Origin of the sequence: Leptolyngbya sp. Cla-17 (assembly GCF_016807185.1) — a bacterium.
In the GTDB taxonomy this organism is placed as follows: Bacteria; Cyanobacteriota; Cyanobacteriia; order Leptolyngbyales; family Leptolyngbyaceae; genus ULC077BIN1.
In genome coordinates, this window is sequence record NZ_JAEVYN010000002.1 from 2,076,550 (window position 1) to 2,102,244 (window position 25,695).

Consider the following 25,695-nt stretch of genomic DNA (forward strand, 5'->3'; position numbering starts at 1 on the left):
GCCAAAATGAAAACACTACTGCAAAGCAGGCGCTCAAACCTTTTTTTGTGTTCTATGACTGAACTCAAACTCACCCCCAAACGCTCAGGCTCACTGCAACCCATGCGAGATGACGCGATCGCAGCCCTTTACGAAAACGTTGCCCAGTTATTGTAAAAAGCTGCAACTCAGACTGGGGAACAACACTCATCAAAGCTAAACTGTAGCTGCCATGCAACGGTTAAACGAAACGGGACAACTTACCCCAATTAACCCTTGAAGACGGAACTACGATCTATATCGAAGCGATCGAAAGCACCAGTCCAGTTTCCGGCTTGGTGATCCCCGCAAATCCAGTTGAAAGTGACAACCCCAGTCGGGGAGGCATATTTCCTGATCCACAACAGCACCTTCCACAAACCTTTCAAGCGATTGAAAGCACGATCCGGGCATACACCACCTACACGTTGAGGGCCTTCAAGAACGTGGCGATCGCGGAAGTCAGCGAAGTCACCCTCAAATTCGGGGTCAACATCAGCAGCGAAGCAGGCATTCCCTACATCGCCAACGCCAAGGGCGGCTGCAACATGGAAATCACTGTCAAGTGCGAATTTCCTAAAAAAGCGGACTAACCAGAATCTGCGATTCGCCTTATCGGTGTCCCCTTCTCTGAGAACCTCCAAATTACCAGTCTGTGCTGCGGATTATAGCTGAAGCAAGGAATTTGTTTACCAGCGCCAGACGCATCGTGTTGGAATTCTCACTACATAGTGTTTGCAGACTACGAGTATTGTTAATCGCTTGGCTTTTGCCCTAAATCAATTCCGTAATTTGAGAAGAGATTGGCAACGGAAATTCCTAATGCGCCTGCAAGTTTATCAATAATTTCTAATGATGGATTGACCTCTCCGCGTTCCACATCCGAGAGGTAAGTTCGATTCATTTCGGCACGTTCTGCTAGCTCCTCTTGAGAGAGGTCTAGTTCTCGCCTTCTTCGCCGGATAGCTTTGCCAAAGCGCTGTTTGACATTCAATTCACTATTTTGTGTCACTGCACCATAGTCGTGGAGTGCAGACAACAAATCCATCGGTTGTAGGCGACAAAATGTCGTCTTTGCCATACAATCACTATCAGAACACAAAATTCTTTTTTATGTATTGTTTTCAATCTGGGTCTGTTCCTTCTTCCCTTCCAGATAATTTTCCAGAGGGTCTTTCAATGTCAAAATTTCAGATTGGCGATCAAGTTCAGTGGCAACCCACTCCTACTCAAGACTTTGGCACTGTTACAGGAATGCAATATACTCCTGCCTCGCATCTGGGCGCATGGGCGTGGAAATACACGATTTGGCTGGATGCCGCTAGCCCTTCTCATGCCTGGATAAAAGCCGATAGCGCCTGGGAGTTTGACCTGGAAAGCCTTCTTACTCCAACTCAGTCCCCGGCGATACTGGGGATTGAATGATGAGCCAAAAAGAGTTAGGCACCAGAGAACGTACTCTGCTGAACTTCTACACCAATTGTCAGTTCGGCATTACCCCTGCCCAGTTCTACGCCAAGTGGAACGTGACTCATGTGCTAATGGCGAGAATCTGCGGTTGCTCCGAATCCACTGTAGACCGATGGTTTCAGCAGGGTAAAGGGGTTCGACTGCCAGAACCGATTTACCTGCGGCGGTTAGCAGAAATAGACTTTCTCTGGGAGCACTACGAACAGATTCCTTCTGACCTGCGCCACCAAGTGTGCGGGGGCGATCGCCATCAAACTCCATAAACTACCCGTAAATTACCCGCACCGTGCCAGAAACGATTTGCCTTTTGGTCAAGAAATATTTTTAATAGGAGTCACAATAGTATTTTGCTCAGGTAGGTTAATCAGATATGAGCAGTTCAATGATGGATACGATCAGAGCCGCCACGCTTGGAAAGCAGCTTGAGGCACATATCCTGAGTAACCAGCTTAGAACGCACACTTTGGAGTGATTCTGGTCGAGAGCCGCTTTTTTAACTCGCAAATGCAGCGAATTAAGGCGAGACAGGTTCATGTTTACCAGGTCAACTTACCAGAGGCTTGAGGCAGCGTTTATCCTGAACTTGAGGTGCTAATGAAGTTACGCCTGTTTAACCCAGCTCACCCAACTCGAACTCATGGGAGATACAACGGTTATTTCTTAATCTGGCTGGATTGGCTTTCAAGCAAGGACGGGGAAAGCCCAATGACTGTGATAGCGGAGGTGTAGAGATGCAAACTCTTAAAACGATTGAAGCCCGACTCATTCCAAGCGAATGGTTTCCTGCTAATAAAAACAATGTTGAGCCGATCGCAGTTGCAAGCGAAAGTGCAAGACAAATGCTTCTACAGTTGTCCATAGCAAGTACTCAGCTAGGCAAAGTGCTAAATGACCAGATTAGCCAGCACCCTGAATTTGAAACCTGGAGAAACAATGGCAGTATTCCTGCTGGAGTGTTAAAAGATCTTTGGAATCTAGAAAGAAGTCAGGCTCCCTACAAACAAATGCCAGAGCGGTTTAATCGTTCTGCTTGGCTGAGGATTCAAAATACTTACGCTGGCTGGTTCAAAACACAGAAGAAGCTTCTAAATAGATTGAATGGACTTAACCGCTGGCTTGGCATTATCAAAAGCGATCACGAACTGGTTGAAATAAGTAAGTGTGAGTTAGAAGAAATTCAGTCAAGAGCGACCCAAATTGCTTCTGAGATTAGATCACAACTGAAAGAAGCAAAGCAATCTACGGACGGTATTAATCACCTTTCAAACTCTGCCACAAATCACGCAGCTCATACAGATAATGAAGGTGGTCATACGTGCAATGAAAGTACGGAGTCAAGCCGTAGCTTAACCAACGAATTATTTAAGGTTTATTTTTCGTTAGTTGAGACTGACGGTAGTCTTTTTGACCGATGTGCGATCGTTCATTTACTTAAAAATGGTTGCAAAGTTGCGACTAAGCCAGAAGATTCAAAGAAATTTTCCGATACCTGTAGGAAGAAGCATAAGAAAGCTGAGCGCATAGAGAAACAACTGACTGCCCGAATGCCTGAAGTTAGGGATTTAGGTGAAAAAGCCTTAAAAGCACTATCTGATGGATTGCAAGTAGTCACTTTAGACAACGCTGAATTTGTAGCACAGCTAGCTGAACTTCAAAGGAAACCAAAACCACTGCCCTATCCCGTCCTACTTTATAGTGGGGACGATGTAGAGTGGCACCTGATCAAGCGCAGGAATCCAGCCACTAAAGATGTTCAGGAGCGTGTTTTTGTCAAATTTAGAGGACTCACTACCTATTTAAAGGAGCAGTCTAAAAAACAAATAGAAAAACAGATAGAAGAGCAATTATTAGAGTTAGACCTGAACCTGGATGAGGTGGAGTGGAAAATCGTTAGATCTAGAAACAAGGTCACTCAAGAATTTAAGGAACGTATTTCTGTCAAACTCGAAGAATCAAAAAAATATTTGAAACAGCAATTAGAGGAAAAGCTCAAGAAGCTAGACCTGAAGAAGTATGAATTAGGAAAAGAATATGTTTTTGAAATTTATTGCGATCGTCGTCAGCTTCAAGAGTTTCAAACTTTTTTAAGTGATTGGCAAATCTATAGTTCAGATAAGAAAAAATATCCAATCACGTTATTTGCATTTCAATCTGCTGCTTTAATCTGGCGGCAATCAACAAAAGATGATATTTCTACATTTCAACCGTACTTGAAATGTACATTTGATCAGAGATGCTTAACTGCTGAAAGAGCTGAATTAGTGAGAGCAGAAGAGATTGCGAAGGTTAACAGAAAAATTAATAACTACGAAACGGCGCAGAAAGATAGCCAAGAGCTTACAGAAAATCAGCAGAAAGATCTCAAGAAGACAAAAGGGCAGCTAGCAGCCCTCGATAATCCTTATCCGCGACCCTCTAAACCTTCTTATAAGGGGAACCCCAATATTATTGTAGGTGTCTGCTTCAGTATTGAACAAGTCGCGACTGTGGCAGTGGTTGATTGCTCGGCTCACAAAGCTATTACATATAGAAGCATTCGGCAATTATTAGGCAGAGATTATAAGAAGCTGGCTGCCTATCGCCTCCGGCAAGGACGAAACGCTAATGAGCGTCATAAGCAACAGAAAAGAGGGAAGGTCAGCAACCTATCAGAATCAAACGAGGGTAAATACATTGATCGTTTGATAGCAAAAGCGATCGTGGAGGTTGCTCAAGAGTTCAAGGCTGGCAGAGTTGTTTTGCCAAATTTAACAGGTTTGAAAGAAAGTCTTCAGAGCAAGCTTGAAGCCAAGGCAGAGGAAAGGGATCCAAAAGATAGAGCTAAACAGCAGGAGTACGAAGAACAGTACAAAATCAACCTTCACAGATGGTCTTACAAAAGGCTAACTCAATGCATTGAAGAGCGAGCGGGCAAAATTGGAGTTCCAATTGAATTGGGACAACAGCAGTTTAAGGGAAACTTCAAAGAAAAGGCTATGCAGATTGTCTGGTCAACCCATCAGGCTCATAAAGACGTAGGGACGTAAAAGTGTCCTTGTTCCGAACCTTGAAAATGTAATATTCTTGTAAAGAATAGCGCCTCCGGTCATGTTTGAAGGAACCTCTGATACGGAAGAAATGGGTGGGTTTACCACCGTAAGGTGGTTTCTTTTCGACCCTGGTAGTAATACTCCTTGCGGAGTTTGTCTGCACCCGAAGCTGCCTAGTCAGGACAAGCATCTCATTTTGAGATAGGCGTTGAGGTTAGGGATTAAGTTATACGAACGAACTGCTGTTCTATTAGTGTAATGTAGGTCGCCCCCACGCAAAAAGTGTAAATCTCTTAGAAATAAGGGTAGGGATATATCCAAAGGCAACTACCGATTACGCTCAAAGGAATTCCAATGAGTATCCGCCAATCCTTCACCTGACAAACCGAAGCGGGGTCGGAATCCCTGGGAGGTTTGCCAGAATTGCTCAAACCTTTGCTAGTCTGCTAATTCAGGCAAGGACGTGGCACAAAGAAGTTAGTCATTGAGGGTAAAAACCATTGCTACCCGAAGGAATTTAAGGACTTTGCCAAAATCATCTGAGGAACTTAGTCAGGACAAGGGTTTGAGCAGCCGGGGTCTCCATAGGCTCTCTGGCTATCGGTGGTTAGAAAGATCTAAGGCTTTTGGTCTTGTGGGCGATCGCACCTCGTCTCCATAGGCTCTCTGGCTATCGGTGGTTAGAAAGGAAATGAACCGGGGATGATCCATGCGAACTTTAAAGTCTCCATAGGCTCTCTGGCTATCGGTGGTTAAAAAGTTTACCTATGCCATTGGGAACTTGGCTGACAAGCATGTTCTCTCCGGTTAGGGGAGGTTGAAAGAATATTAATGTAGAAAGATATATTCTTAATTTTTCATGTCTAATTCGCTTACTTGCGATTTTTGGGCAGGCAACCCTAGCACTCTTGGCGGATAAAAAGGCGCACTACTTTGGGGTTACATATCTCAGATTATGTGCATCAGGATGTTGTACAAAACTTGCATCCTGAAGAGTTAGATTGTCAACACTATTATTTTTTGGCAAGAGCCATAAAAAACTGGCTTTTCAAGAAAGTAGACCTCCTCAAATGGCAACAGTCCAGAGAATCCGTCAGTTCTGACAAATAAGTCTGAAAAACTGACAAATATCTCTGGACTGTACATGAGCGGTTTCAACCTATCGGAGCGGCGAGATTCGAACTCACGACCCCTACTACCCCAAAGTAGTGCGCTACCAAGCTGCGCTACGCCCCGACAGACTTAAGAATATAGCATAAGTCGGAACATCAGCAACGAAAAAATTAAACCGGAATCTACCTACCATCATTGACACAGTAGTTCATTTTAGGCGATTTCCAGCAAAGCAAAATGCCAACCAAGAGGGGTGTATGAAATGCCACATTTAGGCTGAAGTGCGTTTCCTTTTTTTCTAATTCAAGAGTTTGAATTTGCAATTGCGGTTCCACCGCTGAAGGGGCTCCGTAAGCTAGTCCATACGATATACCGCTGTTTCGAGGCACTGATGAGGGTTGGAATACCTTGTTTAAGCAGCTCACATCCGTACCGATAAGCCTCTAACCGATCGCTTGCAGCAAACTGTCTTGCTAACCGATATAGCTCCTGGCCATAGGTCACTCCATCTTGCATAGACTGATCCATGTAGAACTTGAACAAAGTGATTTGTTGTTCTGGGATCATGCGAGGCGAAGATTCTATAGCGATGGTAGGCGAAATTGTAAGGACTGACATCTACGTTTTCCTAGCTATAGTTGGAACAAGCAATCAGAGGACTTTGCAACATAAACAACCCATAGGGAACTAATGCCGTTACTGCTGCAAATCGTTTTGTCCTGATAAAACTTATTCACAAGGGAAGGACTAATCTCCGGGATTACTTCAGGGCTTGATGTGTAGCCAATTTCTCTATACATAGAGTGGCAACATTTCTATACGAATTCAAGTAATCTTTGATACATTTCTTCAAAGATTACATTGATTTTATATTTATTGCCTGAGCAGCTCGTTTGGACCGTACTAAAAAAAACTGAATTTTGACCTGTCGTTTAAACGAGTGCTTTGAGGAAAATATTTTTATCCCCATCTAGTTGTTAAACCTTAAAAATATTTTTTAAGATATGTTTCCTTCGCGGTTTTTTGGGAACTCTTTCTACAGCAAGCGCTGGCAGCAAGAATACTCATCCCAGCATTCGCTTAAGTAGACGCTCCCATTTTTAAGCTGATGTGTAGGATCAACCATGAGTAAGCGATTCCAACCTGAAAACTCCCAGGCAGATGCACGGCTGGCTCTCACGGGTGAAACGCCAGAACAGCAGGTTGAAGAGTGCCACACCCTACTTCAACAAGCGTTACAGGATCTGCAACAAGTACAGGAGGCATTGCAGGCAACCCGTCAACGGGAACAGCTTAAAAGACAAATTACTAGCCAAATTCGCACGTCTCTTGACCTGGATGAGATTTTGCAAGGAGCAGTGACCACGATCCGTGAACTGTTGCAAGTTGAATCCTGTCACTTCACCTGGTATCGCCCTCATGCTGATTCTCTCGGTTGGGAAACCATTCAAGAGGCAAAATTACCTGACGTTCCAAGTCGCCTCGGCTGGCATTCAGAAGCAGACGCAGAATCGATCGCAGAAATACTTCTCAATCAAGGGATCTTGCGAGTCAACGATGTTGAGACATTAGATCAACCCAAATTGCCGATGGTATTTCGTAGCCTGGGTATCAAATCCCAGCTTGTTTTGCCCATTCACACCCATTCTGGTGTTGTAGGAGCATTGCACTGCACTAATTTCAGCGAGTTGCACCTCTGGGGCGATGAGGATGTGGAATGGCTCCAAGATATTCTGGATCACTTGGCGATCGCGATCCAGCAAGCAGAACTCACTGCTGAGTTACGCACCAGCAAAGTCCGCCTGGATGCCTTTTTTGCTGGTGCCAATGCTGGATTAGTGATTTTTGATCGCCAACTTCGCTATGTCCATATCAACGAAGCATTGGCAGAGACGAATGGGGTTCCTGCAGCAGATCACATTGGTAAGTCGATTCGGGAGGTGCTGCCCCAACTAGCTGAAGTATTGGAACCCATGTTTCAGAACATTCTAGACACGGGCAACCCGATTCTTGACTATGAATTAGTGGGTGAAACACCGAAACAACCAGGAGTGATGCGCCACTGGCTGGCATCTTATTACCCCTTGTTGGATGAGAGTGGCACGATCATTGGCGCGGGTGGCGTTGTGCTCGAAAGTACCGAGCGCAAACAGGCCCAAACAGCATTAGCTAAGAGTGAAGCTAAATTCCGCTATTTAGTCGAAAATGCCACCGATCTCATCTGGTCTTCTACATTAGACGGAACACTGACTTACATTTCTCCCAGCTTTAAGGCAATGACAGGGTATGACCCTTCGGAGTTTTTAGGTCAATCAATTGCACCCCTCGTTCATCCAGATCACCTCTCAGATTGTCTGGCATTTCTCAGACGGATTTTAGAATCAGGTGAGCAACAAAATGGATTTGAGTTTCAGCATAAGCATAAAGATAGTAGTTGGTTCTGGGTATCCAGTAATGTCTCTCCTGTCAAGAATGAGCTTGGAGAGGTTGTAGGGTTTCAGGGAATCATCCAGGATATTAGCGATCGCAAAGAAGCCGAACTCGCGTTACGTCAAAGTGAAGAACGTCTACAAGCCATTCTCGATAATTCGCCTGCAGTTATCTACATGAAGGATGCCCAAGGACGATTGCTTACTGTCAACCGAAAATTTGAATCCCTGTTTCACCTGAATAAAGCTGAGGTCATTGGTAAGCGGAATTGCGACTTATTTGATCAAGAATTAGCGGCAGCCTTTGATGCAAACGACCAGAAGGTTTTGGCAGCTGGAACAGCGATGCAATGGGAAGAACTGGCACCTCATGATGATGGGTTGCATACCTATCTATCGCTGAAATTTCCCCTCTTAGATCTAGATGGAATTCCTTATGCAACTTGTGGATTTTCAACCGATATTACTGATCGCAAACGCGCCGAAGCAGCCTTACAAGAGCAAACCAACCTACTGCAACTCATTCTCCATTCGATGAGTGAAGGTGTTATTGTTGCCGATGAACAAGGGCAGTTTCTGGCATTTAACCCGGCAGCCGAGCAAATGTTCGGCAGTGGTGCAACGGATGTTGGTGAGAATGAATGGTCGCAGCACTATGGCTTGTTCCTGCCCGATCAAGTCACTCCGTTCTCAGCAGATCAACTGCCTTTGACAAGAGCTATTCAAGGTGGATGCACTAAGGATGTCGAAATGTTTGTTCGCCATGCCCAAACACCCGATGGTCGATGGGTGCTCATTAATGGCAGACCCTTGAGAGATGAGTCCAATCAGTTAAAAAAAGGAATGGTAGTTTGTCGCGATGTCACCGATCGCAAACAAGCGGAGATGGCGCTTACTCAAGCCAAAGAAGCGGCAGAAGCAGCGAATCGAGCCAAGAGTGAATTTCTTGCCAACATGAGCCACGAGTTGCGAACTCCGCTCAACGGGGTGATTGGATATGCTCAAATTCTTCAGCGTGCCAACACCCTGAATGAAGAAGATCGATCGCGGATTGAAGTGATTCACCAATGCGGATCGCATTTGCTGACCTTGATTAATGACATTCTGGATTTGTCAAAAATCGAAGCGCAGAAAGTGGCATTGATGCCCACTGATTTTCATCTGCCAGCCTTTCTGCAAGGCGTGGCTGAAATGTGCCGCATTCGCGCCGAACTCAAGGGGATTCAATTCCAATATCAATCGGCTGCTGAACTGCCGATCGGCATTCGGGCGGATGAAAAACGCCTGCGACAAGTTTTGATTAACCTGTTAAGCAACGCCATCAAGTTCACCGATGCAGGCAGTGTCACCTTCACCATCAGCTTTGCAGATGAGGGAAAAATTCGCTTTGAAGTGCGCGATACAGGCATTGGCATCCGACAAGACAAACTCCAGGCGATCTTTCAGCCGTTTGAGCAGGTGAGTGATGCTCAACGTCAGTCGGAGGGAACAGGTTTGGGACTAGCAATCAGCCAAGAGCTTGTGGAACTGATGGGCAGCACGATTCAGGTTCAAAGCGAGGTTGGGACTGGCAGTATTTTCTGGTTTGATGTCAACTTAATTGAGGCGGCAGAGTGGGTAAAAACTGCTCAAGCCAATGTGCATGGACAAATTATTGGCATTAAGGGCTGCCGACCTAAGATTTTAGTGGTCGATGACCGATGGGAAAATCGCTCTGTGGTTTCCAAGTTGCTCAGTCCGATCGGCTTTGATATTGTTGAAGCGGTCAGTGGGCAGGAGGGCTGGCACAAAGCGGTAGAGGTTCAGCCAGACCTGATGATTACTGATTTGGTGATGCCCGATGTGGATGGCTTTGAGCTGATCAAGCGTATGCGAGAGTCAGAAACTTTCAAAGACCTGATCATCGTTGTTTCCTCTGCCAGCGTGTTTGAGGCAGATCAGTACCGCAGCATTGAAGCAGGCGGCAATGATTTTCTGCCCAAACCTGTATTGGCAGCGGAGTTACTCCAGAAATTGCAAAAGCATCTGCAACTGGAATGGATCTACGAAGAGCAGCAGCTCGCGATCGATTCAGATGTAAACGATACGGAACTAATTGCCCCACCCCCAGCCGAATTAGAAATGCTGTATAAATTAGCGATGAAAGGCAACTTCAAGGGAATTATGAAACAGATCGCACTGCTTGAGCAGACAGATCAAAAATATAGTCCCTTTGCCAAAAAGCTGCATCAACTGGCAAAAGGATTTCAAGACGAAGAGATTCTCGCTTTCATTCGTTCCTATCAGTAAGTCCCGTTCACTAGACCTGCAAGTATAAAACTATGAATTTAACTATTAATCAAACTGCCGCTGCTTCTATTCAAGTAAAAACTATGAATCTAGCTAGTGATCACAATGCAATCGTTCTCATCGTTGATGATAACCCAGCAAACTTAGGGGTCCTCTCAGACACACTTGACCAAGTAGGATTAGAAGTCTGGGTAGCAAAATCAGGAAGAATTGCTCTGGAACGGGTTAAATATGCCCGACCCAATTTGATCCTGCTGGATGTGATGATGCCAGAAATTGATGGATTTGAAACCTGCCGCCAACTCAAGGCAAATCCAGAAACCAAAGATATTCCAGTTATCTTCATGACTGCGCTTTCAGATACCGCAAACAAAGTCCAAGGATTTCAACTTGGAGCCGTAGACTACATCACAAAACCATTTCAACAAGAGGAAGTATTAGCTCGCATCAAGCTGCACTTAAAAATTTCTGACCTAGCTGAGAACCTGGAACAGAAAAATGCTCTGCTAGAGCAGAAAGTTACGGAAGTGGGTCAAGCTTACTCTGAATTGCAACAAATGCAAATCCAACTAGTTCAGTGTGAAAAAATGTCTGGTTTAGGACAGATGGCGGCTGGGATTGCTCATGAAATCAACAACCCGGTGAATTTTATTTATGGCAACCTGACCCATGCCAAAGACTATATCGAGAATATTATGGGACTTCTCAATCTTTATGAAGCTGAGTATCCAAATCCAACCCCTCGGATTCAGGCAGAACAGGACGCGATCGAGCTAGATTTCATCCGAGATGATCTACTAAAGCTTTTCAGTTCGATTACCATTGGGGCACAACGCATTCATGAAATTGTCAATTCGATGCGCATCTTCTCCCGTATAGATGAAAATGGTGCCAAAGCTGTGGATATCCATGAGGGCATTGACAGTACGCTGACGATTTTGCAGCATCGATTGAAGGCTAGACCGGAACACGCTGCGATCGAAATTATTAAAAAATACGGTCAACTTCCACCCATTGCGTGTTATGCAGGACAACTCAACCAGGTGTTCATGAATATTCTGTCTAATGCCATTGATGCTTTGGAAGAATACAATCAGCAGCGATCGTTTGAAGATAGCGTCAAACAACCCAGCAGAATTCAAATAAGCACTGAGGTTGTCGGCGATAAATGGATTACTGTCCGCATTGCTGACAATGGAATGGGAATCAGTGAAAATGTGAAAAATAGGCTGTTTGATCCTTTTTTTACCACTAAACCTGTGGGTCAAGGAACTGGATTGGGACTGTCGATTAGCTACGAGATTGTAGTAGAAAAGCATGGTGGAAAACTCCACTGCCACTCAGCATCGACACAGGGCACAGAATTTGTTATTGAAATTCCAATTCAACAACCAATGGATCTGGCGGATGCGATGTGCAACTAAATTCGCTGCACAAAAGACCCACTCAACGATGCTAGAAGTACAAACCATCTAGAACGAGTGGGACATAGGTTTACTATGGACGCTATTTTTGCTGTGTAGAGGACTTGCTGGAGGAAATTACTCAGGGAAACCGATTCGACAGAAAGGATTTGCCCCTGCTTTAGCTGATAGTGAGGTGATGACGATGGAAAGTGTAGCAGAGTACCGAGGCCTCGATACAGACCCAGCGATTTGGCGATATATCTGTCGGCTTGATTTCCTGACATGGGCAGTCGTTGCGCTTGTGTGAGGCAAGCAGCCAGCTTTAGAGAACTTAGGGTTTCATGATCTTAGCTATTAAGCAATCTTAGCCGTCAAGTAACCACTGTTGGAGTAGCTCTGGATGTGAAGGTGCGGATTTGGGCAACTTCTTCTGCAATGTCAATTAAATCTCTTAAAGCTACCTGAGGATCTAGCTGGTGATAGGCAGCATTTTGCTCATAGCGTTCCAGATAAACTCGCAGGGTTGCCCCTTGAGTGCCAGTACCAGAGAGCCGAAAGATGATCCGTGATCCATTGGTAAAGCCCAGTCGAATACCTTGATGGCTGCTAACGCTGCCATCTACTGGGTCGGTATAGGTGAAGTCATCGCAGTAGCTAACCTGCTGACTGCGAAACTGCTTACCCTTGAGAGTTGGCAGGATGCCATGTAAGTTATCCATCAAGGCATGGGCGCGATCGCTTTCCAGGTTTTCATAATCATGCCGAGAGTAATAGTTGCGTCCAAAGGTGTGCCAATGTTCCTGGACGATCTCGGCGATCGACTGCTGCCGCACCGCAAGGATATTTAGCCAAAATAATGCCGCCCACAATCCATCTTTTTCGCGGATGTGATTTGATCCAGTGCCAAAGCTTTCTTCGCCACACAGGGTAATCTTGCCATCATCGAGCAAGTTACCAAAATACTTCCATCCTGTAGGAGTTTCATAACAGTCAATGCCCAAGTGAGCGGCAACCCGATCCGCCGCTTGACTGGTGGGCATAGAACGAGCGATTCCTGCCAGTCCAGTGCGATAGGCAGGCACCAGTGTTGCATTGGCGGCAAGCACAGCCAGGCTGTCGCTGGGAGTGACAAAGAAATGGCGACCCAAAATTAGGTTGCGATCGCCATCCCCATCAAAGGCAGCACCAAAATCGGGGGCATTGTCTCCAAACAGCCGTGCCACTAAGTCATGGGCATAGACCAGGTTGGGATCGGGATGTCCGCCGCCAAAGTCTTCTAAACTTTCACCGTTTTGCACCGTGCCTAAAGATGCGCCAAGTCGCTGCTCAAATAGGCGATGGGCGTAGGCTCCGGTCACGGCGTGCATCGAATCGATACACAACCGAAACCGTCCGTTAGTCAGCAGTTCTCGGATGCGATCGAAGTCGAACAACGACTCCAGCAATTGAGCATAATCATTCACCGAATCAATCACTTCTACCGCCAAGTCGCCCAGCTTAGAAAAGCCCACCTTGCTCAGGTCTGCGTCTGGTGCAGTCAAAATTTTATAGGTATGAATCGTCTGGCTATGGGCAAAAATTGCTTCTGTAACGCTTTCCGGTGCGGGTCCGCCATTGCCAATGTTGTACTTGATGCCAAAGTCTCCTTTAACACCGCCTATATTGTGACTGGCAGAGAGAATGATGCCGCCAAACGCCTGATTTTTCCGAATAATGCAGGAAGCGGCAGGGGTAGAAAGAATGCCATCATGCCCGACCAACACTCGTCCAAACCCATTTGCCGCCGCCATCTTCAGGATAATTTGAATCGCTACGCGGTTGTAATACCGCCCGTCGCCGCCCACTACCAACGTTTTTCCTTCAAAACCTTTCAGGCTGTCAAAAATAGACTGGACAAAGTTCTCTAAATAGTGTGACTGCTGAAATACCGAAACTTTTTTGCGGAGTCCAGAAGTCCCTGGTTGTTGATCGAGAAAAGGTTGGGTGAAAATAGTTTGAATCATGACAAAAGAGCGCGGGGTAAAAAGTTCGGAGCTAAAAGTTTGGAGTAAAAAGTTTGGAGTTTTACATTTTGTACCCCATACCCTGTACCTCGCACTCCGTACCTTACTCCTCTTTGCGATAATCGCCGGATTTACCGCCCGTTTTACTGAGTAGGTGAATATCTTCGATGCAAATTGATTTTTCTAGGGCTTTTGCCATGTCGTAAAGCGTTAAGGCAGCGATCGCAACGGCCGTGAGGGCTTCCATTTCAACCCCTGTTTCGGCTTTAATTTTGACGATAGCCTGAATGTGGTAGCCGGGTAGAGTGGGGTCGGGCGTAATCTGAACGTCTACTTTATGGATCGGCAGGGGATGGCAGAGAGGAATCAGATTAGCGGTTTGTTTGGCTGCCATAATCCCTGCTAATCGTGCCGTTCCGAGCACATCACCTTTGGGGTTGTTTCCGGCGGCGATCGCGGTGAGGGTTTCTGGTAGCATTCTCACTCGCCCAACCGCGATGGCTTCTCGAATGGTTTGAGCCTTGCCAGAAACATCGACCATCTGCGCCTGTCCCTGCTCATCTAGGTGAGTCAGCGCCGGAATAGAATAGTCAGAAAGGGGAACAAATTCTTGTGTCATTTGGATTGAATATGCTAATATAGCAAAGCTGATAAGGGTGTGTAGCTCAGTGGACTAGAGCACGTGGCTACGAACCACGGTGTCGGGGGTTCGAATCCCTCCTCGCCCGTTTTAATAATATGGTTAGAGGACGCATTTTAATGCGTCCTTCTTTTTATTCAGTATCCTATCCGATGCTTTATTCGGTTCATCCGCCTAGCCCGTTTATTTGTCGGTATGCCAACCAACTCCTTCCGGGTTGGTCTTGCCCGATTGCATCGGTGTTGATTGTGCTACAGCATGCGGGGTGTGGGTTGGTGGAGCGATCGCCCATCACAGAAACGCAAAAGCATTTATTGCGCGATCGCTTTTTGCAGATAGGCGGTGCGATCGCGGCTCAATTGCAGGCTCAAGGTTATCATGCCGATGTGTTTGATCCGAAAACAGGTCTGCCAATTTTGTCTCAGACAGGGCGATTCATGGATGATGTTGCTGTGGTCAGAGATTGTTTGGGCTATGGCACGATGGAAATTGATGGCTGTTCGATTCTGATACATCCAGAGTGGGGAAATTCAGTTTATCCCGCTGTTTTGGTGTCATCGGCAGTGCCGACAGTAGTAGAGCGGGTTGCCAGTCGAGTAATCGATACAGGTGGCTTAATCGACAACAGCACATCTCGCTTGAGGCGATCGGAATACCACCATTCATTCATCGGCTGCGGCAGTTTGACCCAGTAACAAGTCAGAATCATTGATTCCGATGAGTCCTGTGATGGGTTGCTGCGACCTTGACCCACCATTTCAACGCTGTAGGTTGGATGAGCGCGACTTGCCATATCTAAAATTAGTCGCCGTCCAATTCGCCGCCAACTGGGTTCTTTGCTGTGCCACTGCAACCGACAGCAGGGCCAGGGTAACTGCTCTCGATCAAACAGGCGACAGCAAGCGCCAATGACTCGGTAGCTAAAATGGCAACCGGGGCTAGTAATGATTTGTCCGTGTTCTAAAGGATGAAGCATGGCAGTGATTTTGCCACAGTTTGCTGCATTTGGCAGCTGCGATCGTAAAAAATCTCATAAATCATGAGACCTACGATTTCACTTTTTTACACTTAATCGCCTGTTTTTGCAGACAGGCGATCCCTTCTCATACCCAGCCATTCCGTACTGTATAAAACTACAACTCATTGAGAAATCTGCTTTTTTAGCAGACTAATCATGATTCATTGCGGCTACTCGTTCCAAACACGGCAATTTTATGTCGATAAATCAGTTCAGCGCCAAACCAGCCTCCGATCGCTAGCAGCGTCGCCACAACCGTTGAAATAATCACTCCAATCGGCAAGATCGCTCCCTCTACATTGTTCCAACGCAAAGACCAATTAACGAGGGTTAAAAACATGGCCGCAACGTTCCCAGACATGTGAATCCAGCCAGCACTGTGCTTTTTAACGCGATCAATTTTGAGAAAATCCATCATGCCAGTAAAGGCTGCCAACAACCCAGCAGTAAATCCGGCACCAATCAACCACAAAGATGCTCGTGCCCAGAATGAGTCTTGAGTGAACCAGTAGGCTAGATCAGTGGCAAAAGCCCCACTCAGAAATGCAATCGGAAAGGTAACAATCAAAGGATGAAGCGGATGACCCGCAATCGCTACTGTGCTAGGAATACCACTATCACGATACTCACGTTCATCACCTTCAATAAAGGGTGGAATATTAGGGATTTGTGTCATGGTCTCTCCTGAAAATGGGTAATAAAAGTAAGGAAAAGGAATGCTTAATTGATACTCGTTAAACTCTACTTAACACTAGTAAAGTTTCCTTTTTCAAACCTATGTTGCGCTTTGACTTTTTTGGTTTAGAAACTCAAAAATTAAGCAGTCATACTTTCGATTTATATTCATACTTCAGCAAAGATAGGCTGAAGACCAATCTATCTGAAGGGATACAAACGTTATGTAGCTTAATGTAGAGACGAGTGAAAACTCAATCTATCCAAAGGAAGACAATCTAACGATTTAATCTGTGAACTAGATAACATCTAATTTCATTAATTGTTTACAGCTAAGGGTAGCCGATGCAGATTAAACAGTCTTCATAGCTAAATCAGTTCAAACTTCAAACAATTTGCATCTCCCTATCCTCAAGCTATAACTTTTGCTAGAGGGATTGTTCTTTTTTAACAGGTAGTCTTGAAGTCATGTTTAGAAGTCTTATGTGATTGTAAGAAGACAAGTTGATTTTCTTCATAGGAAAGACTTCAAAAATTACCGTTTGTTTTGTTCATCAAAGCAAGTAAAAAATATCAAAATCTCTAAGGAGCAGTATCATGGTGACTTTATTTTCTCAGGCGATCGCTCGCATTCGCTCTTTATTTAAGGGACTTCAACTTCAGCAATTCTTTGCTTTTACTCTAGTTGGTTTCATCCTATTGACCACCAACGCAAACGCTGTACCCCACAACGACGCTTTGGGGGCAAAAGTCCGTGAGCGAATTGAACAAACCGACAAAGCAGATCGACCTAAAACCACCGGCGAATGGAACCGAGAAGCTAAAGAGACCGAAGGCAACCCTGGAAAAAGAATTGGAAGAATTGCGAAGGAATCAGGAGAAGCATTTAAGCAGTTTGGTTCTGGCTACGTAAAGGGTGCTCAAGAAACTGCTGGTGATATTCAAAGTGGTGCTGCACAAATTGGTCGCGACTAAGTAGTCGATGTCGCTGAAATGCTTGTTTATTCTTTGACCAAGCGGACTTTTAACTAGGTCAGAACTATCAGGTAATACAGTGTAAGCAATAAAACAGTATTAGTCTGCAATTGATGATAAGGGCATGTCAACTTATGCCTTTACATCAATTGTTGAAGATGAGACTCACGAAAACTTATGAAAGTTCATCATCTTAATTGTGGCTGTATGTGCCCAATTGGTGGCACATAATTTGATGGTTTTAGTTCTGGTGCAACGGCTCATCTAGTTTGTCACTGTCTTCTAATCGAGACGGAGAAAGGTCTAGTGTTGGTAGACACTGGGTTTGGGCTGCGCGATATCCAGTCGCAAAAGTCGCGATTAAGTCCATTTTTTATTGCATTAAACAACATCCAGTTTGAGCAGAAATACACTGCGATCGCTCAGCTTGAGCAGCTTGGTTTTTCAGCACAAGATGTTCGCCATATTGTATTGACACACCTTGATTTTGATCATGCGGGTGGATTAGAGGATTTTCCGAATGCGACTGTGCATGTGATGCAATCTGAGATGGATGCAGCAAAGGATCACCATAGCTTTATCGATAATCGGCGTTATCAACGTCAACAATGGGATGAAGTCAAGCAGTGGAAATTCTATGAAGCTGGAGGAGAAGCCTGGTTTGACTTTGAGGCCGTTCATGATTTAGAGGGATTACCACCAGAAATTCTCTTAATTCCGCTAGCGGGTCATACGCGAGGTCATGCGGGTGTTGCTATCAATACCATGGATGGATGGTTGCTTCATGCTGGAGATGCCTACTTTTATCGTCATGAAATGAATGCCGATAAACGACATTGCACACCCGGTTTGCAGATCTATCAATGGATGATGGAAGTCGATCGCAAGACCCGGCTATTTAATCAAGATCGTTTGTATAGCCTATCGTGCGATCGCGATAAAGATGTCCAGCTTTTCTGTAGTCACGACGCGATAGAGTTCAAAGCATTTGCTGATCAGCACCATTCTTAAACCATCGAATAATTATCAATAGAGGTATAAGTATGAGCCAACCGATTAAGGTTGAGAAGACGATGACAATTAACAAACCAGCGGCAGAGCTTTACCGCTTCTGGCATAACTTTGAGAACTTGCCGCACTTCATGAAGCATCTCAAATCGGTGACTGTGCAAGATGCTAAACGATCGCACTGGGTTGCTAGCGCTCCTTTGAATACCAGCATTGAATGGGATGCAGACATCACTGAGGATCGCGAGAACGAATTGATTGCCTGGAAATCTGCTGTAGGTGCAGATGTTGATAATTCGGGTTTTATTCAGTTTCAGCCAGCACCCGATGATCGTGGAACCGAGGTGAAAGTTGTCACTGAATATGCTCCGCCTGCGGGTGCAATTGGAGCCGCGATCGCCAAGCTGTTCGGAGAATCGCCAGAGCAACAGATAGGCGATGATCTGCGTCGCTTCAAAATGCTGATGGAAACAGGTGAAATTGCTACAACTGAAGGGCAATCGCGAGGCAACAAGTAAATCAAGTAGATATCTATAAATAGATTGTTCACTAACCACTCAACTCTAGGAGATTTCACCAATGAAGGCAGTTTGCTGGCATGGGACTAACGATGTCCGAGTCGAAACGGTACCTGATCCTAAACTGATCAATCCACGGGATGCGATCGTAAAAATTACATCAACAGCGATTTGCGGTTCCGATCTACATCTATATGATGGCTTTAACCCCACGATGCAAAAGGGCGACATCTTGGGTCATGAATTTATGGGTGAAATCGTTGAACTGGGCAGCGCTATTCAAAACAAGCATTTGAAGATCGGCGATCGCGTCGTGGTTCCTTTCACCATTTCTTGCGGGAGCTGTTTCTTTTGCAATCGCGACCTATGGTCACTTTGCGACAATTCCAATCCCAATGCTTGGATGGTCGAGAAAGTGATGGGCTATTCACCAGCAGGGCTTTTTGGCTACTCTCATCTCACGGGTGGCTATGCAGGTGGTCAGGCAGAGTATGCCCGTGTTCCGTTTGCAGATACGGGATTATTTAAAGTTCCCGATGGATTATCGGATGAGCAAGTTCTATTTTTAACCGACATCTTTCCCACAGGATACATGGCAGCCGAAAACTGCAATATCCAACCTGGTGATACGGTCGCAATTTGGGGCTGTGGTCCGGTTGGGCAGTTTGCTATTCGCAGCGCCTATATGCTGGGCGCAGGTCGCGTTATTGCCATCGATCGCGTTCCTGAACGCTTGCAAATGGCTAAAGACCAGGGCAAAGCAGAAGTCTTAAACTTTGAAGAAGTTGATGTGGGTGAAGCCCTAAAGGAAATGACAGGTGGACGCGGTCCTGATTCTGTGATGGATGCCGTGGGCATGGAAGCTCACGGAATGGGTTTAGAAGGAATGTATGACAAAGTGATGCAAGCAGCCCGGGTAGAAACTGATCGCCCCAATGTCCTTCGTCAAGCGATCGTTGCCTGCCGTAAAGGAGGTACCGTTTCGGTTCCTGGAGTGTATACCGGCTTTGTAGACAAGATACCCATGGGTGCTTTTATGAACAAAGGGCTAACCATGAAAACAGGACAAACCCATCTGCACCGTTACTTGCGCCCATTACTTGAACATGTTCAAAATGGCGATATCGATCCATCATTTGTAATCACCCATCGTCTTACATTGGATGAAGCGCCCCGTGGTTACGAGATCTTTAAGCACAAAAAAGATAATTGCATCAAGATTGTACTCAAACCGTAAGACAGATAAACCGAGTATCAAGTCCGCACTATTAACTCGGCACCTTGTCTAACCCTATATCTCCCTCCCAAGTTTGGGAGGGAGATATAAAAGTTGAGTCTTCTACTCTCAACTTTGAGTAGCCCAAAGTTGTGCAAATTAGTAGCTGGGGGCTGAGAACAATTTGCAGTGACAGAGCAAATATTTTTAGGTAATTAGGAGAAGTCTCTCTGTGGTAAGAGTGAAGCACGGAGTTTGATAGAGACAATGTAAGTATCACTATCAAAATTCTTTAGCTTTTAAAAAGCATTGTTTAACGTAATGAATAGTTTATCCTCTAAACCAGAGTTACAAATCGACTGCATTTTAGTGGTCGATGATCTTTCTGATAACTCCTTTCTACTCCAAACGGTTTTAGAAAATGAGGGGTATCAAGTTGAGGTGGCTAATAGTGGTCAAGCTGCTTTAGATAAAATTGCTGAGCATCCACCAGAATTAGTACTTTTGGACGTGATGATGCCAGAAATGAATGGCTTTGAAGTGACACGAAAAATTCGGGAGAATACTCATTTACAGTTTATTCCGATTCTTTTAGTGACTGGCTACAGTGGGTTTATGCCAGCTGAAGGGTTTGACGCGGGAGCAGATGGTTTCATTCGTAAACCGATTGATTTTGACAATTTATTGCATCAAGTCAAAGCAATTTTGCAGCCTAGTCACCTGATAAATCCGTCTATATAGACGTAGGTGAGAACAAATTGCTTGAGTCAATTTGAATCTCGTTAACTTGATAGGAACGCACACAATCTATGCCTTGTACCTGCAAATTATCGCGCAAACCTATCTCTCGGGTAAGAGTTGGTTCTAATGGTTAACGATTATCTTTAATGAAAGGCGAGGCGTTAATGGCTGAGCGCTACTTCCTCTCAAAGTATTGATTAATTTCAAATTGTATTGACGAATCCGCCCAACAAGTTTTCATCTTTCAAACATCACAACATTAAGGAGATCTGCGCATGAACATCTCGAAACTATCCAAAATCGCATTGACCAGCACTGCCGCGATCGCGTTTGCTGCTTTACCTATCTCTGCTTTTGCTCAAACCAGCCCTGGTTCTGGTTCCACAACTGCTCCAGGCAGCACAATGGCTCCAGGCAGTGGTACAACTACCGCACCTGACGGAACTGGCAGCATGTCGTCTCCTTCCTCCACTGACAGTTCAATGAGCACTATGACCAGAGAAGACAATGGTACCGACTGGGGCTGGTTAGGTTTGCTAGGCTTAGCCGGCTTGGCAGGACTTCGTCGTCCTAAGCACGAAACCGTTGATCGCTATGAGCCAACCACTACATCGACTCGCTCTGACATTCGTTAGTTGTTGACTTTTTAATAGTTAGGTAGTTGTCATAGGTAAGCAGTGCAGAGGTTTAACTCATAGCACTGCTTACCTTTTATGCGTGTTTAATTTATACAGATCACTATTGCCCTACATAGATGCGATATTCAGAGGCGAGATTCCTTACGCAGAAGAAGGATGTATAGGTTTTAGCTTGAATCTTTAATATAAATAAAACGACTTATAAACAAGGAAGTTCTAGAAGCTTGCCTTAAACTAAAGCATGATTGGCTGATAGCCCATGAAATCCAGATATATTTATACTTTTTCCTATGACCGCTGAGCAGGCACCTTCGGAATCAACAGTTGGGAAAAACGATGGGTCACCGCAAACAGATGCCGAGGCTGAATTTCCAATTGTGGGTATTGTGGCTTCTGCGGGTGGATTGGAAGCATTCACGCAGCTATTAAGCCATCTACCCACCGATACTGGGATGGGGTTTGTGTTGGTGCAGCACTTATCCCCTGACCATAAAAGTATGCTGTCTGACATTTTGGCGCGGGCGACTCAGATGCCTGTCAATGAGGTGCAGGAGGGCGTGGTGGTGGAGCCAAATCACATTTATGTGATCCCGCCCAACTGTCAGATGACTCTGGTGGAGGGAGCACTGAGACTTGCTCCCCGTGAGAAGGTGATGGGGCATGGTTACCAACCGGGGACTGCATTATTTGAGTCGTTAGCCAACGATCGCGGGCACAAAGCGATCGCGGTTGTTTTGTCTGGCGGCGATGGCGATGGTTCCCGTGGATTGACCGCAATCAAGGCGGCAGGCGGAATCACCTTTGCCCAGTGTGAAGCAACTGCACAGGTTAACAGTATGCCGAATACCGCAGTGGCAACGGGCAACGTAGATTTTGTTTTGACACCGCAACAAATTGCCGAGGAAATTGGCAAGCTCAGTCGCCACCCCCTGATTTCCCAGCTGATCCCGCTGATTTCGGCACCAGAGATTAGCCCTGTCAGCGCAGATGCCATTTCTATCATTTTTGGGTTGCTGCGATCGCTCTGCGGCGTTGATTTTTCACTCTATAAACGCACGACCCTGGATCGCCGGATTCAGCGACGAATGCTGCTGTATAAGCTGGAACATTTGGATGAATATGCTCAGTACTTGCAAGCCCATCCAGACGAGGTGAAGGCACTGTATGAAGAAATTTTGATTCACGTCACGAGCTTTTTCCGCGACGCAGAAGTGTTTGATCAGTTGACGCAAACCGTTTTTCCCATCATCACGCAGGATAAATCAGCCGAGACTCCAATCCGCATTTGGGTGGCAGGTTGCGCTACGGGTGAGGAGGTGTACTCCATTGCCATTTGCTTGCTAGAGTTTCTCAAAAACCAAGCGATGCATTCCTCAATTCAGATTTTTGCAACAGATATTAGTGATCCAGCCATTAATAAAGCCCGGTCAGGAATCTATTCAGAATCCCAAATGGCAGAGGTTTCAGCCGAACGGCGCGAGGCTTTCTTCATTCCTTTGGAAGGCGGCAGCTATCAAATTTGTAAAGCAGTGCGGGAACTATGTGTGTTTGCCCGCCAAGATTTGAGCCGCGATCCGCCATTTTCTAACCTGGATTTAATTAGCTGCCGGAATGTGTTGATTTATATGGGAGAGGAGCTGCAACAACGGTTGATGCCGCTCTTTCACTACAGCCTTAAGCCCACGGGTTTTTTGATGTTGGGCACCTCAGAAAGTAGGGGCAAATATTCAGATTTGTTTAGTTTGATTGACCGTAAGTATAAAATTTATACCAAAAAGCCAAACGCTAACCGCACTCCTTTTTCCTTTGCGATTAGCAAACATTCCATTGCCAAAGTAAAAGACCGTAAAACGATGACTCAACCCTCATCGAATGGTGTTGACCTGCAAACCCAAACCGATCAACTGATTGCCAATCACTATGCGCCCGTAGGGGTAGTAGTGAATGACAAGCTAGAGATTGTGCAAGTGCGAGGAGATACCAGCGCTTATTTGCAGCTTGCCCCCGGAAAAGCCAGCCTCAATTTGCTTAAAGTAGCGCGTGGAGCGTTGCTGGTAGAGATTCGGGCGGCGATTTATCAGGCACAACAGCAAACGGTGGTGGTGAAACGAGACAGCGTTCGCATAGGAGAAAACAATCCCAGTACGGTTACTCTCAAGGTGATTCCCTTCAAGCCAGCCGAGAGCGCCGAGTCTTGTTTTCTAATTTTGTTTGAAGCGGCTTCAGTGGTGGTGAACGATGCGATCGCCCTAGGGGCACCAGAAAACCTGGAGCAGGAGGTGGCGCAGTTGCGGCAGGCACTTGCAGCCATGACTCAAGAGCAGATCACGACCCAAGAGTATGTACAGTCAATGCTCCAAGAGCAGGAGAATGTCAACCAAGAGCTGAAAGTTGCCAACGAAGAAATTTTGTCGAGCAATGAGGAGTTGCAAAGCACCAATGAGGAGCTGGAAACTGCCAAAGAAGAGATTCAGGCAAGTAATGAAGAACTCAATACGACGAATGAAGAACTTCGTAGCCGCAATCTTGAGCTACACCACGCCAATAACGACTTGACCAATCTGCTTGCCAGTATCAACATTCCAATTCTGATGTTGGCAAACGATTTCCGGATTCGCCGATTCACACCGATGGCGCAACGGTTGTTTAACTTCATTCCTACGGATACCGGACGGCATGTGAGCGATATTCGCACGAACCTTAATCTTCCCGACTTGGAAGTGTGGATATCAGAAGTTCTGGAAACGCTGACGGTTAAGGAAATAGAGGTGCAAACCCAACAGGGACAGTGGTTTACCCTGCGTATTCGTCCCTATCGCACTACCGAAAATCAGATTGATGGGGTCGTGCTGGTGCTGCTGGATATTGATGCGTTAAAGCGAGGAGCCGTTGCCTTAGAAACCGCGCGGAATTATGCAGAAGCGATCGTTGAGACCGTGCAGATGCCGCTGATTGTGCTGGATTCTCAACTGCGGGTCAATAGCGCCAATCGCTCATTTTATCAAACGTTTCAGGTTGCGCCGCCCGAAACGCAGCAAACGCGAGTCTATGACTTGGGCAATGGACAGTGGAATCTGCCTGGTCTGCGATCGCGCTTAGAAAACGTGCTTCTCAACAATGCTCAGCTTCAAGATTTTGAAATCACTCATTATTTTGAGCAGATTGGGCAAAAGACCATGCTGCTGAACGCCTACAAGATTTTGCACTCGGATGACACTCTACTGTTGCTGTTGGCGATCGAAGATATTACCCTGCGGCGGCAGTATGAGGCAGAGCGATCGCGACTTTTGACGCAAGAGCAAGAAGCCCGTCAGTTGGCGGAAACTGCCAACCGCACCAAAGATGATTTTCTCTCCAACCTATCCCACGAACTCCGCAATCCGCTCAACATTATGTTGGGCTGGGCAAAAATGCTTCGCACGCGTCAGTTAAGCGAAGACACGGTCATGCGTGCCTTAGAAGTGATTGAACGCAGCGCTAGGGCGCAAGCTCAGTTAATTGAAGATTTGCTAGATGTTTCCCGAATTACTAGCGGCAAACTGAATCTCAGCCCTGATTTGATTGATTTGGCGATGGTGGTGGCAGGCGCGATCGAGTCAGTGCAAGTGTCTGCTGAAGAAAAAACAATTCAACTGGTGTCTCACTTAACGTCGGTAATGATGACGGGCGATCGCCATCGCCTTCAGCAAGTATTGTGGAATCTACTCACCAACGCGATTAAATTTACGCCTGCCGCTGGACGAGTGGAGGTGACCTTAGAGGTCGTGCAAACGGATGCCGAGATTCGAGTTAGCGATACTGGGCAAGGGATTTCGGTAGAGCTGCTGCCCTATATTTTCGATCGCTTCCGCCAAGGAGATTCCAGCAGCAGTAAATCGAGTCAAGGGCTGGGGTTGGGCTTGTCGATTGTGCGTCATATTGTGGAATCTCATGGCGGCAAGATTAGGGCAGAGAGTGGGGGTGAGGGGCAGGGCACCACGATAATTGTGCGATTGCCTTTAGGCGGCAAGCCGCTTGAGGTGGCAGATGTGCTCGATCCCTTAGCTCTCAGCGGGTTGCCAGCAAACGACGACAGTATACAATTGGCGGCTGATTCAACGCCGATAGCGCCTTCTTTGACTGGCTTGCGGATTTTAGCGGTGGATAATGAAGCCGATAGTCGAGAGTTGATTCAATGGATTTTGGAGGATTTGGGAGCAAAGGTTATGGTGGTGGCATCGGCAAGGGAGGCGATCGCTGCCCTGACGAACGCACCTCAAAAATTCGATGTGCTGATCTCTGATATTGGGATGCCGGAAGAAGATGGTCTATCTTTGATTCGTCAAGTAAGAGCAATGGAATCAACGGTTGGACAAATCCCTGCCGCAGCGGTGACTGCCTATGCCAGCGATCTCGAACGTCAACTTGCGATTGATGCTGGGTTTCAGGTGCATATTACTAAGCCGATCGAGCCATTTCAACTGGCAGCGATGATTGCAACGTTGGCGGAACGAGATTAGGGGATTTATA

General features: G+C 46.0%; 18 protein-coding genes, 2 tRNA genes and 1 pseudogene. 15 read left to right on the forward strand and 6 right to left on the reverse strand.

Annotated elements, in window-relative coordinates:
- Positions 1 to 317: 317 nt before the first annotated feature.
- The gene (locus JOY44_RS20475; RefSeq protein ID WP_281063332.1) at positions 318 to 611 is read left to right on the forward strand and encodes a CU044_2847 family protein; all 294 of its coding nucleotides are present in this window, start codon (positions 318 to 320) and stop codon (positions 609 to 611) included.
- A gap of 161 nt (positions 612 to 772) precedes the next feature.
- Here JOY44_RS20475 and JOY44_RS20480 read toward each other — a convergent pair whose 3' ends face one another.
- The gene (locus JOY44_RS20480; protein ID WP_242541811.1) at positions 773 to 1,099 is read right to left on the reverse strand and encodes a helix-turn-helix domain-containing protein; all 327 of its coding nucleotides are present in this window, start codon (positions 1,097 to 1,099) and stop codon (positions 773 to 775) included.
- A 98-nt stretch (positions 1,100 to 1,197) separates the two neighbouring features.
- Here JOY44_RS20480 and JOY44_RS20485 point away from each other — a divergent pair, with 98 nt between their 5' ends.
- The 3 genes from JOY44_RS20485 (at position 1,198) to cas12k (ending at position 4,514) form a co-directional block, all read left to right on the forward strand.
- Positions 1,198 to 1,443, forward strand: a complete 246-nt coding sequence (locus JOY44_RS20485; protein WP_171575386.1) for a hypothetical protein — start codon at positions 1,198 to 1,200, stop codon at positions 1,441 to 1,443.
- Complete coding sequence (locus JOY44_RS20490; RefSeq protein WP_197985612.1) at positions 1,440 to 1,751, forward strand: hypothetical protein; 312 nt, start codon at positions 1,440 to 1,442, stop codon at positions 1,749 to 1,751. Before JOY44_RS20485 ends, JOY44_RS20490 begins: the two co-directional genes overlap by 4 nt.
- A 468-nt stretch (positions 1,752 to 2,219) precedes the next feature.
- Entirely contained in the window at positions 2,220 to 4,514 is a 2,295-nt protein-coding gene (gene cas12k, locus JOY44_RS20495) for a type V CRISPR-associated protein Cas12k (RefSeq protein WP_171575387.1), read from the forward strand.
- Positions 4,515 to 5,679: 1,165 nt separating this feature from the next.
- Here the strand turns inward: cas12k and JOY44_RS20500 are convergent.
- Both JOY44_RS20500 and JOY44_RS20505 read right to left on the reverse strand, forming a co-directional pair.
- Positions 5,680 to 5,753 (reverse strand) — tRNA-Pro (locus tag JOY44_RS20500).
- A gap of 180 nt (positions 5,754 to 5,933) precedes the next feature.
- On the reverse strand, positions 5,934 to 6,248 hold the full coding sequence (locus JOY44_RS20505) for a hypothetical protein (protein WP_171575388.1): 315 nt from the start codon (positions 6,246 to 6,248) through the stop codon (positions 5,934 to 5,936).
- A 506-nt stretch (positions 6,249 to 6,754) separates the two neighbouring features.
- Between JOY44_RS20505 and JOY44_RS20510 the strand changes: the two genes are divergently transcribed.
- Both JOY44_RS20510 and JOY44_RS20515 read left to right on the forward strand, forming a co-directional pair.
- Complete coding sequence (locus JOY44_RS20510) at positions 6,755 to 10,348, forward strand: PAS domain S-box protein (RefSeq protein WP_171575389.1); 3,594 nt, start codon at positions 6,755 to 6,757, stop codon at positions 10,346 to 10,348.
- Positions 10,349 to 10,380: 32 nt separating this feature from the next.
- Positions 10,381 to 11,772 (forward strand): sensor histidine kinase, encoded by a 1,392-nt coding sequence (locus tag JOY44_RS20515; protein WP_197985613.1) that lies wholly within the window; start codon positions 10,381 to 10,383, stop codon positions 11,770 to 11,772.
- Between the two features lie 353 nt (positions 11,773 to 12,125).
- On the opposite strand, the gene JOY44_RS20520 is transcribed toward JOY44_RS20515, so the two are convergent.
- Together JOY44_RS20520 and moaC are read right to left on the reverse strand one after the other, a co-directional pair.
- Positions 12,126 to 13,757 (reverse strand): alpha-D-glucose phosphate-specific phosphoglucomutase, encoded by a 1,632-nt coding sequence (locus JOY44_RS20520; RefSeq protein WP_171575390.1) that lies wholly within the window; start codon positions 13,755 to 13,757, stop codon positions 12,126 to 12,128.
- A 103-nt stretch (positions 13,758 to 13,860) separates the two neighbouring features.
- Positions 13,861 to 14,376: a cyclic pyranopterin monophosphate synthase MoaC gene (gene moaC / locus JOY44_RS20525; RefSeq protein ID WP_171575391.1), complete on the reverse strand. Its 516-nt coding sequence runs from the start codon at positions 14,374 to 14,376 to the stop codon at positions 13,861 to 13,863.
- 35 nt (positions 14,377 to 14,411) lie between these two features.
- Between moaC and JOY44_RS20530 the strand changes: the two genes are divergently transcribed.
- Both JOY44_RS20530 and JOY44_RS20535 read left to right on the forward strand, forming a co-directional pair.
- A tRNA-Arg gene (locus JOY44_RS20530) sits at positions 14,412 to 14,485 on the forward strand.
- Between the two features lie 31 nt (positions 14,486 to 14,516).
- A complete protein-coding gene (locus JOY44_RS20535) occupies positions 14,517 to 15,092 on the forward strand; it encodes a methylmalonic aciduria and homocystinuria type D protein (protein ID WP_203032073.1) in 576 nt (191 codons plus the stop codon).
- A 477-nt stretch (positions 15,093 to 15,569) separates the two neighbouring features.
- Here the strand turns inward: JOY44_RS20535 and JOY44_RS20540 are convergent, their stop codons facing one another.
- Positions 15,570 to 16,091, reverse strand: a complete 522-nt coding sequence (locus tag JOY44_RS20540; RefSeq protein ID WP_171575392.1) for a DUF2231 domain-containing protein — start codon at positions 16,089 to 16,091, stop codon at positions 15,570 to 15,572.
- Positions 16,092 to 16,687: 596 nt separating this feature from the next.
- Here JOY44_RS20540 and JOY44_RS20545 point away from each other — a divergent pair.
- From JOY44_RS20545 to JOY44_RS20575, 7 genes and pseudogenes are all read left to right on the forward strand, one after another.
- Positions 16,688 to 17,065, forward strand: a complete 378-nt coding sequence (locus tag JOY44_RS20545) for a hypothetical protein (protein ID WP_171575393.1) — start codon at positions 16,688 to 16,690, stop codon at positions 17,063 to 17,065.
- 279 nt (positions 17,066 to 17,344) lie between these two features.
- Positions 17,345 to 18,076 (forward strand): annotated as a pseudogene (locus JOY44_RS20550) (MBL fold metallo-hydrolase); the annotation flags it as partial.
- Between the two features lie 32 nt (positions 18,077 to 18,108).
- On the forward strand, positions 18,109 to 18,591 hold the full coding sequence (locus tag JOY44_RS20555; RefSeq protein ID WP_171575394.1) for an SRPBCC family protein: 483 nt from the start codon (positions 18,109 to 18,111) through the stop codon (positions 18,589 to 18,591).
- A 61-nt stretch (positions 18,592 to 18,652) separates the two neighbouring features.
- Positions 18,653 to 19,828, forward strand: a complete 1,176-nt coding sequence (locus JOY44_RS20560; protein WP_171575395.1) for a zinc-dependent alcohol dehydrogenase — start codon at positions 18,653 to 18,655, stop codon at positions 19,826 to 19,828.
- Positions 19,829 to 20,128: 300 nt separating this feature from the next.
- Complete coding sequence (locus JOY44_RS20565) at positions 20,129 to 20,548, forward strand: response regulator (protein WP_171575396.1); 420 nt, start codon at positions 20,129 to 20,131, stop codon at positions 20,546 to 20,548.
- A 275-nt stretch (positions 20,549 to 20,823) separates the two neighbouring features.
- Positions 20,824 to 21,183: a WGxxGxxG family protein gene (locus JOY44_RS31560; RefSeq protein WP_171575397.1), complete on the forward strand. Its 360-nt coding sequence runs from the start codon at positions 20,824 to 20,826 to the stop codon at positions 21,181 to 21,183.
- Positions 21,184 to 21,476: 293 nt separating this feature from the next.
- Complete coding sequence (locus tag JOY44_RS20575) at positions 21,477 to 25,685, forward strand: chemotaxis protein CheB (protein WP_171575398.1); 4,209 nt, start codon at positions 21,477 to 21,479, stop codon at positions 25,683 to 25,685.
- Positions 25,686 to 25,695 lie beyond the last annotated feature (10 nt).